The sequence below is a fragment of the Lacicoccus alkaliphilus DSM 16010 genome (genome assembly GCF_900142805.1).
GTDB classification, from domain to species: domain Bacteria; phylum Bacillota; class Bacilli; order Staphylococcales; family Salinicoccaceae; genus Lacicoccus; species Lacicoccus alkaliphilus.
Window position 1 is genome coordinate 55,233 of the sequence record NZ_FRCF01000014.1, and the last position, 12,530, is coordinate 67,762.

Consider the following 12,530-nt stretch of genomic DNA (forward strand, 5'->3'; position numbering starts at 1 on the left):
ATTACTTGACTAAATCAATAACCGAATAGAATATTCATGACACTTATCCAGAGAGATGGAGGGACTGGCCCTTTGAAACCTCGGCAACAGGCTGTACGGTACTGTGCCAATTCCAGGAAGCCAAAGGCTTTGAAGATAAGAAGAGCTCCACCAGTCGAACCCGGCCTCTTCTACTGTAGAAGGGGTCTTTTTATTTCCGGATGACTCCATGAATGTCATTCACATACATAAAGGAAGGAATGATCGAATATGAAAATATCAGATGTGGTGGTAAAGAGATATTGGGATAACCAGCGCCCGGACATGAAGCATGCCGACGGCTATGAAGTCATCACGGTCGAGGTGCAGACGGATGCAGGAATAAGCGGGACGGGTTTCCTTTCCCTCCCCGTCTTCTCTCACGGGCATATCGGCGACGTCATCGCCACCCTGCTTGAACGCAACCTGAGGAACGTCGTCCTCGGGGAGAACCCTTTGCATACGGAAGATGTCTGGCAGCGCATGTACAGCACCACTTGGAAACTCGGCGGAAAAGGCATATTCCGTAAATGCATCGGCGCAATCGACATCGCCCTCTGGGACATCAAGGGTAAAGCGGCGAACTTGCCGGTATCGGGACTCTTCGGCGGCCACAAACAGCACGTGAAGACATATGCGAACGTCGCCCACCAGCTCCCGCCGGATGAACTCGCAGCGAAGGCTGTGGAATACACGGAGCAGGGGCATACGGCCCTGAAGATCCGCTGCGGCACCAGCGCCGTCCCGATCGAAGAGGCGGATGAGCGGGTGCGCCTCGTCAGGGAAGCCATCGGACCGGACATCAAGCTGATGGTCGACGTCAACGGCTCATGGGATGCAGAAACCGCCATACAGCAGCTGAAGAAATGGGAAAAATATGACCTGTACTGGCTCGAGGAGCCGGTGCCTTACGAAGACACCGCCGGATATGCGCGCGTCAAACAGTTCGCAGGCAGCACCTACATCGCGGGCGGCGAGCAGCATGAAGGCCTGGATGAATTCAGGCACCTGATCGAACGGAATGCCCTCGATATCGCACAGCCCGACGCTGCCACGACCGGCGGCATCACGGACTGGATGAAGATCTACAATTTCGCGACGATGCACAACATCCCCGTCGCCCCGTGGAACCTCCAGCAGGTCCATATCCATATGGCCGTCGGCCTGCCGAATGTGCAGTGGATTGAATACTTCACGCCGGACCGCGGCTTCTTCCAGAACAGGCTGTTCGACGGCCCTGCGCTGAAGGAAGTCAGGAAAGATGACGGCATCTACTTTGAAGCGCCGGACGTCACCGGGCTCGGCATGGCAATGAACGAAGCGGTGGCGGAAGAGACTTTACTGGATGAATAAAATGCCCCGTTGGGGAGAATGAAAAGGAAGAGGAAAATGAAAAGAAATCATATATTATTTGCAGCAATCTTATTTTTATCCGTCGTGTTCCTGCAGGCCTGCGGCAACGGCGGCGGGGAAGACACATCAAATGAAGGGAACGGTGATGCCGGCGGTGAAGCGGCGAACTATCCCGAGCGTACGATCGAACTTGTCGTCGGATACGGTGAGGGCGGCGGCACGGACAACTTCGCCCGCCTTGTCGGCCAGAAGATGAGTGAAAAACTCGGCGAAAACATCAACGTCGTGAACCAGCCGGGTTCCCGCGGTGCGATCGCTGAGGAATATGTACAGAACCAGCCGGCGGACGGCTACACGATCTGGGTGGCGACACCGGATATACTCGTCAACATCGCAACGGATTCAACGCCTTATCCTTTGGATGACTATACGCCGCTCGGCCGCGGCCAGCTGGACACATACACCATCCAGACAAGCTCGGACAGTGAATTCGATGATATCGATGCAGTGATTGAAGCGGCTGAGGAAAACCCTGGCACCATCACCATCGGCGGCACTTCCGCTGACGGTTTCGATGAACTGAGCGCCAACAGGGTCATGGAGGATCTCGGTATTGAACTGAGATACGTGCCGTATGATGAAGCGGGCATGATGCACAGTGATGTGCTCGGCGGACACACCGACCTGATGCTTGAAGAGATCGGCCCTGCGAGAGCCACCATCGAATCCGGGGACCTGGATGTCCTCGCGATCTTCATTGATGACGAGGAAGTTGAAGGTTTTGAAGATGTACCGACGAACCCTGAGAGGGGCTGGGAGTTCACCGACGGCAACGCAAGGAGCTTCTACGTGAAGTCCGATACACCTGAAGAAATCATCAATGTACTGGAAGAAGCGTACGCAGAAGTCATCCTTGAAGATGAAGAATACCTGCAGTATGAAGAGGACAACTACCTTCATATCAGGGAAGACGGCTACCTGCCGCGTGAAGAATATGAGGCACTCAACGAAGAGCTTCTGGAAGAATATGAAGAAACTTTAAATTAAAGTGAAATAGCACCATCTGAAGAGGGCGCAGCCGATACGGCTGCTCTCTTTTCAAAATTTATGCATGGAGGTGGACCCGGTGCGGAATATAGGAATTTCCATTGTCATCATTTTGTTATCCGTCTTTTTATTTTATGACACTTTCAGCATCGAGGCTGCAGCGAGTGAGGAAATCGGCCCCACAATGTGGCCGCGTATCCTGCTGATCTCACTGTTCATATTCGGCTTCATCCTGCTGATCCACTCCCTGTACCGTTTGAAGAAGGATTCAGGGGAAAAATCGGGGGATCGGTTCGATGCCGTGAAGTTCTGGGGCTTCCTGATCCTCATCATCATGTATATCCCCGCACTTATATATATCGGCTTCATCATCGCAACACCGATATGGATCTTCATGCTTGCATTCATCGCAGGCATGCGGAAGGTGCTGCCGCTGATGCTCACGCCTTTGGTCGGTACGGCGGTGGTGACGTTCCTCTTCCCCGTTCTGCTCAGGATTTCCATGCCGCGGGGCGTCGGGTTCATGCGGGAAGTTTCATACTTTTTCTATTAAACACTTTTGAATACAAATAATCGTTTTGAATAAAAGGAGGGGAAAATCGTGTTCGAAGATCTGTTGGGTGGTTTTGCAAATGTGTTCACACCGATCCATATCATCATGTTGTTCGTGGGTGTCTTCATCGGCATACTCGGTGGTGCCATACCTGGAATCAGCGGCACCATGCTCGTCGTCATACTGCTCCCGGTGGCATACGGCCTCGACCCGATTCCGGCACTCCTGCTCTTAACCGCAGTCTATACGACGTCCGTATTCTCGGGCTCTATCAGCGCCATACTATTCAATACACCCGGAACACCCGAAGCCGTCGCGACCGTCTTCGACGGGTACGAAATGACCAAAAAAGGGAAGCCCGGCGAAGCATTGGGTGTCGCCATCTTCAGTTCAGCCACAGGCGGGCTGATCGGATGTGTGTTCCTGATTATACTCACACCTGTACTCGCTTCCTTCGCCTTGAATTTTTCCTCCCCTGAATACTTTTCACTGATATTCCTGGCCCTCGTCATCGTGAGCGTCCTCGGCGGCGGGAGCTTCGTCAAAGGGATGATCGGTGTGCTCATCGGCCTGCTTATCGCGACCGTCGGACTCGACAGCAGCTCAGGCGTCGCCCGCTTCACGTTCGACGTCACCGGACTCCGTTCGGGCATCGATTTCGTCGCGGTCATCATCGGCCTCTTTGCGCTTGCGGAGGTACTCCGTAAAGTGCAGGAAGATTACTTTACGAAAGAAAAGACAGCAAGCCCGAAGACGAAATTCCCGGGGCTCGGCCTTTTGAACAGGTTGAAGCGCACCATCGGCCAGTCCTCCCTGCTCGGCTTCTTCATCGGCATCCTGCCCGGTGTCGGTGCAACGAGCGCTTCGCTCGTCAGCTACAGCATGAGCTCAAGCTTCTCAAAAGACTCGAAGTCATTCGGCACAGGCATACCTGAAGGCGTCGCCGCACCGGAATCCGCCAACAACTCTGCAGCCATGGGCGCGATCGTCCCGCTGCTCGCACTCGGCATACCGGGAAGTGCGACGACCGCAGTCATACTGGGTGCATTCATCATGAACGGCGTCCAGCCGGGTCCTTTATTGATCGAGCAGCAGGGCATCCTCGTCTACACGATCATTGGCGGGCTGCTCCTTGCGAACATCTCGGTCATCATCTTCAGCAAGCCGTTCATCAGCATCTTCTCGTATATCCTGAGGGCGCCCTACTACATCATCGGCCCGATGATTGTCATCTTCTGTTTCATCGGTACATATGCCGTGCGCAACTCGATGCTCGACCTCGTCGTCATGGTCATCGCCGGCATCATCGGCTACAATCTGACGAAGGCGAAATTCCCGCTTGCCCCGATGATACTCGGACTCGTACTCGGCACCATGATCGAGGACCACTTCAGAAGAGCACTCATCATCTCAGGCGGCGACTTCAGCATCTTCTTCACACGCCCGATCAGCGCCGTGCTGCTCGTCCTCGCATTCCTGAGCCTCCTCATCCCAATGTTCAAATGGTACAGGAGAAGGATATTGGACAAGAAGGATAAAGTGCTGCCGGGTCAGTAACGGAACTTAAATTACATCAAAGGAAGGTTTTATATGTTGGATCAGCAAATAAAGACAGTCGAACCCCAGGTCATCGAATGGCGCCGCACCATGCATAAACATCCGGAACTCTCCTACCAGGAACACTGGACGAGCGATTACATCGAGCAGGCACTTAAAAACATGGACGGCATAGAAGTCAGCCGCCCGACAGAAACCAGCGTGCTCGGCATCATCAAAGGAGAACAGCCCGGGAGGAAAGTGGGACTGCGCGCTGACATAGATGCACTGCCGATCCAGGAGGACCGGGACGACCTCGACTTCACCTCTGAAATTGATGGAAAGATGCATGCCTGCGGTCATGATGCCCATGCGGCGATGCTGCTCGGGGCAGCGAAAGTACTCTCCAATAATAAAGATAAAATCCACGGTGAAGTGTATTTGATTTTCCAGCATGCTGAAGAAACACCGCCGGGCGGAGCGAGGGAAATGGTCGCGACCGGGCAGTTCGATGACCTGGATGTCGTTTTCGCCCAGCACATCATGACGACTTTGCCTGTCGGGGAGATTCATATCAAGTCGGGACCGGTGACTGCGAATTCGGATATCTTCAATTTGACCATCACCGGTAAGGGCGGCCACTCCTCCCAGCCGGAGAACTCGGTCGATCCGGTGCTCATCGGTTCCCGCATCGTCTCACAAGTGCAGGACATCGTCTCACGCCTGGCGAGCCCGCTCGACAACCTGGTTGTTTCAGTGACGAACTTCCATGCCGGCACCGGTGCGGAAAACGTCATCCCGCAGACTGCGACAATCAGCGGCAGCGTCCGCTCCGCGAGTGCGGAAATGCGCAAACTCGCAAAAGAGAAGATTGAAGTCATCATTAAATCCAACTGCGACATCTACGGCGCGGCATATGACCTCGATTACCAGTACGGCGTCACCGCAGTCATCAATGATGAAGCGGAAACCACAAAAGTGAGGGAGACACTGACCGAAACCTTCGGTGCCGACAGAGTGAAGGAAATGATCATGATGATGGGCGGCGAAGACTTCGGCGCATTCACCGAAAACCTCCCCGGCGTCTACATCATGATCGGTACTTATAATGAGAAAAAAGACTGCATCTATCCACACCACCACCCTAAATTCAAGATTGATGAAGATGTGTTGATTGATGGCGTCAGGACGCATGTGAATGTGATTTTGGATCTTGGGAGAAGCGGTTAATATACTCTGAGTGCTTCTTTTGGCTTATTCTCTCACCTAGAAGCGGTAGTAATAAATTATTAAAAACCTCCTTAACATACAGATTTTTTACTTCTTCTGCATGTTGAGGAGGTTTAATGTCGTTTTAAAGTTAATCTATTAATTCATCTATTAGTTTGATCTGCAACTGGTTGTCTCACTTTAACAGTGCTCTTTGTCAAAACATAATATATTATTCCTGACAGTAATAAACTCTGAAGTGCTGGGATTCCGAATGGGTAAATATATTGAGTGAAATACCCTAGGATACAACCTAAGAGGACTGCTATGGTGGCATTCCAATTCCAACCTTTTTCATCGGTCCATTTCTGTTTTTTGATGAAAAAGAAATCTACGATCATGACAGCAAATATAGTTGGGTAAACTACAGCCATGATAATGAGAAATTCAGTGAAATAATTCAATATACCACCAACTGCCAAAATCACACCTACAAGAGAGCCAATCAATGTTAAAATTGCTCTTCCTTTATTCGTATCAATATTAAACATATTGGCAGCAGCCAAGCCAATTGAATAACTTGCTACAATTTGACTAGTCCATAATGCTATCCAAAGAATCAAAAATCCCCAGAACGGGAAACCTAAATTTTGCATTACAAGAACGATATCAGGCTCTCCTACACCTACTGCCATGATTGCGCCTGTCATGAAGAAAAGTAGCCCTATAACTACTATACCTAAAGGAATCAATGCTTGATCTTTCACTTTCGCTTTCGAGTATCTGGTATAATCAGAAGCGATCAGCCATTGCGCTACATTGGCTCCAAGGACTAGACTTATAGCGGCAAAAATAGTCATTGAAGGCTCAGGGTTCCACGAAAATAAGTTCTCCCATCCTCCTGTCGATGATAGTGCAAAATAGACACCTGCAGCGATTAATATGATACCAGCTGGGACAGCGACATAGTCCGTCCATTTCATGGAGTTATATCCTAAAACTGCAGGCAGAGCGAAGAGGGCACCTGTGACCAATGTAAGCAATGCCCAAATTGCAAAGTTTGCCGAATAATCGATGTTCAATGTAGCGGCCAAGGCATTTCCTGCTACAGAAGTGTTTATACCAAACCAACCTACATTCAGAACTACAAGTGCAAGTCCTACTATATACCGAGCTTGAATCGAACCAAAACTTGATCTTGCTATGACTGCTGCAGGTAATCCTGTTTTGGCCCCCATATATCCTTGGATCGCATTTCCGAGCCACTGTATACCCACTAAACCGATTATCAATATCCCCAGTGTCTCTAATATACTAAAACTCCCGACTAAAGCTGCTCCAACCATTATAACTGGCACAGCAAACTCTAGACCCCCAAAGATTGTTGCAGGAACTATCCAATGTTGTCTTTCTGATGATGGTACTGGCTTTAACGGCGACTGCTTATTATTCTTGTCTTCCATAAACCCATCCCCTGTTTAAATACTATTTTTTAAAAACTATAGCCATATTTCTCTCTGGCAAAATCTTCATCAATCAAGCCATCTAAAATATCATTCCTTATTTCCTCTTCATTTCTTTCTAAAGGAGGTCCGAAACCTCCGCCTCCTCCAGTCTGGACAATCACTCTATCGCCCACATACAAGCCTTTACTATTCACTTTTAAGCGCTTCTCCTTATCGTTTTTAGTTATGATTTCAACCTCAGGCGCTTTCCCCGCCAATCCATCGAATAGCCCCCAAGCAGGTGTTTTTGCTCTCTCAAACCAAAGCGATAAGTTGGAAGGTTTCGTCAATTCATATTCTCTGACAATCCCTTGTCCTCCTTGAGTTCTGCCAGCTCCCCCAGAATTCACTCTGAATCCATACTCATTTATTTTCAATGGATATTTCGACTCCAACACTTCAACGGGCAGATTTTTGAAATCGCCGTTTGAATTGTTGATTAATCCTGATTGTCCGTCATCAGCAGAGAAGGCTCCCCATCCACCTGCCGTCGGTTCTACATATAGGAAAGTCGATTCATCTTCATTTCTTCCTGAGAAAGTGACTACCATGGAATCTCCATAATGAGCAGCTGCTGACTCTTCTTTTAAGACGGGAGATAATGCCTTGATTATGAGGTCGATCAATAAACCTAATGCTGTAAAATACCAACCACAAGCAGCAGGTTCTTCTGCGCTGAATATGGATCTTTTGGGAACTTTAATATCCATGGTTTTAAAATTTCCTCCGGTTACGGGAGAATCTGGACCAATCATATGTTTAAATGCCACCCTGCATGCTGAAACGGTTTGTGCCAACCCACAGTTGGTCATACCCATTCTTTGAGGACTCGATCCTTCCAAATCTATGGTTAATCTTTCATTTTCAATAGTCACCTTGACTTTCACTGGTACTTCTTCCTCGGTGACCCCGTCATTATCAAGTGTACCTTCTGCCGTATAAACGCCGTCTGGAATTACTGAAATTTGTTGTATGTCAATCAATTCCGATTGTCTGAAAATATCTTTGATGGAATTCCTGAAAGTCTCTATTCCATGTCTTTCAACAATATCATTGACTCTTTTGTTACCGGTGTTGCAAGCAGCTATTTGGGCGTTTAAATCTCCTAAAGCTTGATCACTCAATCTGCTGTTCATAGTAATCAATTTTATAATATCTTGTATAGGCTCTCCATTATTGTAAATTTTCAATGGAGGGATTCTGAGACCTTCTTGGTAGATTTCTGTAGCATCCATAGGATATCCCGGATCTTTTGCTCCTAAATCCAACCAGTGTGCCCGTGTGGCAGAAAAGCCGACCAAATCATCCTTGTAAAAAATAGGCGCGATTACCGTTATATCATTCAAATGAGTTCCAGCTAGGTATGAATCATTCATGATATATACGTCACCAGGACTATAATTTTCATTGCCTCCGATTATTTTTGTAGTCTCTCTGATACATACATCTAAGTTTCCTAAAAAGGTTGGTAAGCCTGAAGATTGTCCCAATAATTCGGCATTCTCATTATATATCCCTACACTACAGTCTTTCATTTCATAAATGATTGGAGAAAAAGAGCTTCTGGCCAAACTTTCATTCATCTCTTCTGCTGCCGAACTCAATGCATTCCTTATTATTTCAGTTGTTATGGGATTTTCAATAAATGTACTGATCATTTTATCTCTCCTTTTCGATTAGCAGATTTTTCGTGTCATCCAGTTTTGCGACGAAGTTATGAGGCACGACTATTGTGGAGGTTTCAGTTTCTATGATAATTGGTCCTTCTAATTCTTCATTCACTGCTAACTTTTCAAGGTTATAGATTTTTGTGTCCACTTGTTTGTTGTTCCAAAAAACTTGATTGGTCTTCTCAAAGTTCGATATCTTTTCAGGATTCTCCTCTAACTTCCTATGGGGATTTTTATCAAGTAAACCATAAGATACCACCCTCAAATTGACGATTTCGACTGCTCCCTCAGGATTATTGTGACCATATATATTAAGGTGCATATCATGAAAATCTTTCTCTAAATCATCATAAAAGTTTTTGCTCTCAGGGTTTTCATCGACGGTTACGGTATACTCTTGGCCAACATATCTCAAATCATACTGTTTGTTATGCTTAATATTATTGGGATCAATATTCTGGCTCTTAAGTACACTTTCAGAATTCAAAATCATTTGATTGAATAGATTTTTCATAGTTGCTTCATCACTGGCCCTTAAAAGTGAGACGTATGTTCTCACGTCATCATGCCTGATATCAGTTTGTAACATACCCCAAGCAGAGAATGTCCCCGCTGAAGCTGGGACAATTATTTTATTAATACCGAGATTTTCCGCTATGAACATTGCATGCATCGGCCCTGCTCCGCCAAATGCGACCAAGGTGAAATCTCTGGGATCTATTCCTTTTGAAATTGTAAGCGTTCTGATGGCATCAGCCATTTTTGCATTGGCTATTTCGCATATGCCTTCCGCCGTTTCATAAACTCCCAATCCGAGCTGTTTCCCCAGCTCTTCGATAGCTTTGTATGCGCCTTCAAAATCCAGTTTCATATTCCCGCCTAAAAAATCAGCAGGATCGATTCTGCCAAGTACAACATTGGCATCGGTTACTGTCGGTTCGATTCCACCTTTGCCATAGCAAACTGGTCCAGGGACTGCACCCGCACTATGTGGCCCTACTCTCAAGCCTCCGCCTTCTATCCAGGCAATCGATCCTCCACCAGCTCCGATGGTGTGCATATTGACCATTGGTGATAAAATAGGAAATTTTTCTATATTGACCTCTGAAGTCACATCCGGTTCCCCGTTTATGATCATACTGACATCAAAGCTCGTCCCGCCCATATCAACACAGATTAAGTTATCATTGGAAGTTTGTTCGCCTAATGTGACCCCTCCCATAGTTCCGCCTACAGGTCCGGATAGTAGAGTCTGTATCGGTTTATCCTTCGCCACTTCTGAGGTCATAACTCCGCCATTTGATTGCATTATAAATAAGTCATTCTCAGTGCCTTTTTCTTCGAGTTGCTCTTCGAATTGATTCAAATAATTTTCAACGATAGGCGCAATATATGCATTTATTAATGTCGTGCTTGTTCTTTCATATTCTCTCCATTCCCTGACTATGTTATGAGAAAGAGAGATTGAGAATTTATTATTCCTTTTCTTGAGTACATCCAATACCTTTAGTTCATTTTCTGGATTTTTATAGGAATGGAGCAGAGCTATGGAGACTGATTCATACCCTGCATCCTCTATCTCATCTATTAATTTATTTACTTCATCTTCCGAAACTTCTTTATGGACTGTTCCGTCATAAAGTACTCTTTCATCAAGTTCGAATATATTTCTTCTTTTAACTAATGGCTCAGGTTGTCTGTACTGGATATTATAAATTTCAGACCGGTTGGCTCTTCCAATCTCATTGACATCTCTGAATCCCTTGGTGACTATTAAAGCGATATCAGCTCCTTTTCTCTCAAGAAAAGCGTTCAATCCTGCAGTGGTTCCATGAACAAAAAACTCGACTTCTGAAAAATCATCTATCATAGTAGCAATGCCATCTAAGACCCCTTTAGATAAATTTTCTTTAATGGTTGGAACCTTTGCGGAATTATAATCTTCTTTTTCTCTATCGTATAAAACTATATCGGTGAAAGTGCCGCCTATATCTGCTGACAAACTATATCTTTTCAAAGCTTTTTTCCCCTTCCCTTATCCCTATCTATTCTATTACTACTATTACTTTTATCATCGATGTAATTTATCTAGTATTTTTAAATTTTATACATTATTATTTAAGAAAACGCTTTTACAAACCTTTAATTTAAATAAGAATTAAAATAATTTCGGAGTAAGTACACATAGAATCATTAAATCTTCTTGAGAATTATTTTTATAGTAATGCTTATAAGTAGATGGATAATGAATCATTTCACCTTTCAGGAGAGTATATTCTTTTTCATCTATATAAAATTTTGCCTCTCCTTCAATAACATAGTACATCTCCTCCCCTTCATGGCTTGAAGGTTCACTCTGGCTCTTCGGAGGAACTTTGACTATATAACTATCCAAACGACGATTTTCAAAATCGCTTGAGACTCTTAATAATTCTTGATCTGATTTCTCTAATTTAAAAGGAACAATTTCCGAAGGTACAATCTTAAAGTCATGAGCATGTTCTGGTTCGAAGAAAGTCTTGATATGGATATCCAATGCTTCGGCTATTTTGTTCAATGAAGTTATCGCTAACGAACTTTCCCCCCTTTCCACTTGAGAGAGAAAACTAACAGATAAACCTGTGTCCTCACTCAGTTTTTTTAAGGTTTTACCTTGTTGTAAACGAAAAGCTTTTATCTGTTCTGACACTTCCTTCATAATTACACCTACATCGTAATTTATTACAGTATAACTGTAATAAGTAATATATCATATCCACTCTATAATTAAAAGACATTTCTATATATTCTAAATATTTTTTATAATCTTAAGAATTCTAAACTAACCAATGGCTATACATTAAAAATTTATAAGATAAATAAAGAAAACGCTTTCTCAAATGAGGTTGCTATACTATTATATAATTGATTCATAAATTATATAAAAAGGGGAATCAATTAATGAAGGGGTTGCGAGGAAAAGTCGCAGTGGTCACTGGTGGCGCATCAGGTATTGGATATTCAATCGTCGAACAATTATTACAGCATGATGTCAAAGTCGCCATCGGAGATTTGAATGAAGAGAAATTGAAGGAAATCGAGGAACAGTACCCGGATAAAGTTGTCGGGGTCATTGCCAATGTAACTTCGGAAGACGACATGAGAAATCTCATTGATACTGCAGTGAAGAAATTTGGACAATTAGATTACGGATTTAACGTAGCTGGTTTGAGTAAATCGGGATTAATTATGGAGCAGAGCTTTGAAGACTGGAAAACAACTGTCGATATCGTCCTACATGGTGTATTTCTGGCAACAAAGCATGAAGCGAATGCTATGAAGGAGCATGTGTAACCGTCAAGTGGTTCTGAACACTTTCCGCTCATTAATTCTGAACACTTTTTGCTTGAAACAATGTTTTTCGATGTTTGATTCTATGACTGTCGCCGTCCAAGTGAAGGACTTCAGAGCGATGGAGCAGGCGATCTAAAATCGCGGTCGTAATCCCCTGATCTCCCAGTAATTCTCCCCACTCCTCAGGTCCTTTGTTTGAGGTGAGTATGACAACACTCCTTTCGTAAAGATGGTTCACCAGATGAAAAAAGAGATTGGCTTCATTCTGGTCCATGGCCATATACATTAAGTCGTCGATGATGATCA

General features: G+C 45.4%; 11 protein-coding genes and 1 riboswitch. Of the genes, 6 read left to right on the forward strand and 5 right to left on the reverse strand.

Translation table 11 applies throughout. From position 1 onward, the window contains the following. The first annotated feature begins 40 nt into the window (after nucleotides 1–40). A riboswitch (SAM riboswitch) is annotated at nucleotides 41–142 on the forward strand. 107 nt (nucleotides 143–249) lie between these two features. From BUA12_RS11765 to BUA12_RS11785, 5 genes are all read left to right on the forward strand, one after another. Continuing rightward, the gene (locus BUA12_RS11765) at nucleotides 250–1,371 is read left to right on the forward strand and encodes a mandelate racemase/muconate lactonizing enzyme family protein (RefSeq protein WP_072710812.1); all 1,122 of its coding nucleotides are present in this window, start codon (nucleotides 250–252) and stop codon (nucleotides 1,369–1,371) included. A gap of 36 nt (nucleotides 1,372–1,407) precedes the next feature. Further along, entirely contained in the window at nucleotides 1,408–2,418 is a 1,011-nt protein-coding gene (locus BUA12_RS11770) for a Bug family tripartite tricarboxylate transporter substrate binding protein (RefSeq protein WP_072710813.1), read from the forward strand. Nucleotides 2,419–2,497: 79 nt separating this feature from the next. Further along, nucleotides 2,498–2,971, forward strand: a complete 474-nt coding sequence (locus tag BUA12_RS11775) for a tripartite tricarboxylate transporter TctB family protein (protein WP_072710814.1) — start codon at nucleotides 2,498–2,500, stop codon at nucleotides 2,969–2,971. A 48-nt stretch (nucleotides 2,972–3,019) separates the two neighbouring features. Then, the gene (locus BUA12_RS11780; protein ID WP_072710815.1) at nucleotides 3,020–4,528 is read left to right on the forward strand and encodes a tripartite tricarboxylate transporter permease; all 1,509 of its coding nucleotides are present in this window, start codon (nucleotides 3,020–3,022) and stop codon (nucleotides 4,526–4,528) included. A gap of 33 nt (nucleotides 4,529–4,561) precedes the next feature. Next, entirely contained in the window at nucleotides 4,562–5,737 is a 1,176-nt protein-coding gene (locus BUA12_RS11785) for a M20 metallopeptidase family protein (protein ID WP_072710816.1), read from the forward strand. A 143-nt stretch (nucleotides 5,738–5,880) separates the two neighbouring features. On the opposite strand, the gene BUA12_RS11790 is transcribed toward BUA12_RS11785, so the two are convergent. The 4 genes from BUA12_RS11790 to BUA12_RS11805 form a co-directional block, all read right to left on the reverse strand. Next, on the reverse strand, nucleotides 5,881–7,179 hold the full coding sequence (locus BUA12_RS11790) for a purine-cytosine permease family protein (RefSeq protein WP_072710817.1): 1,299 nt from the start codon (nucleotides 7,177–7,179) through the stop codon (nucleotides 5,881–5,883). A gap of 29 nt (nucleotides 7,180–7,208) precedes the next feature. Further along, a complete protein-coding gene (locus tag BUA12_RS11795; RefSeq protein ID WP_072710818.1) occupies nucleotides 7,209–8,879 on the reverse strand; it encodes a hydantoinase B/oxoprolinase family protein in 1,671 nt (556 codons plus the stop codon). A 1-nt stretch (nucleotide 8,880) separates the two neighbouring features. Further along, the gene (locus BUA12_RS11800; protein ID WP_072710819.1) at nucleotides 8,881–10,908 is read right to left on the reverse strand and encodes a hydantoinase/oxoprolinase family protein; all 2,028 of its coding nucleotides are present in this window, start codon (nucleotides 10,906–10,908) and stop codon (nucleotides 8,881–8,883) included. A 141-nt stretch (nucleotides 10,909–11,049) separates the two neighbouring features. Further along, on the reverse strand, nucleotides 11,050–11,589 hold the full coding sequence (locus tag BUA12_RS11805; RefSeq protein ID WP_084670191.1) for a helix-turn-helix domain-containing protein: 540 nt from the start codon (nucleotides 11,587–11,589) through the stop codon (nucleotides 11,050–11,052). A 242-nt stretch (nucleotides 11,590–11,831) separates the two neighbouring features. Between BUA12_RS11805 and BUA12_RS11810 the strand changes: the two genes are divergently transcribed. Next, nucleotides 11,832–12,224 (forward strand): SDR family NAD(P)-dependent oxidoreductase, encoded by a 393-nt coding sequence (locus BUA12_RS11810; RefSeq protein ID WP_072710821.1) that lies wholly within the window; start codon nucleotides 11,832–11,834, stop codon nucleotides 12,222–12,224. A gap of 31 nt (nucleotides 12,225–12,255) precedes the next feature. Here the strand turns inward: BUA12_RS11810 and BUA12_RS11815 are convergent. After that, on the reverse strand, nucleotides 12,256–12,530 hold a 275-nt coding region (locus BUA12_RS11815), incomplete at its 5' end, for an ATP-binding protein (RefSeq protein ID WP_143146140.1).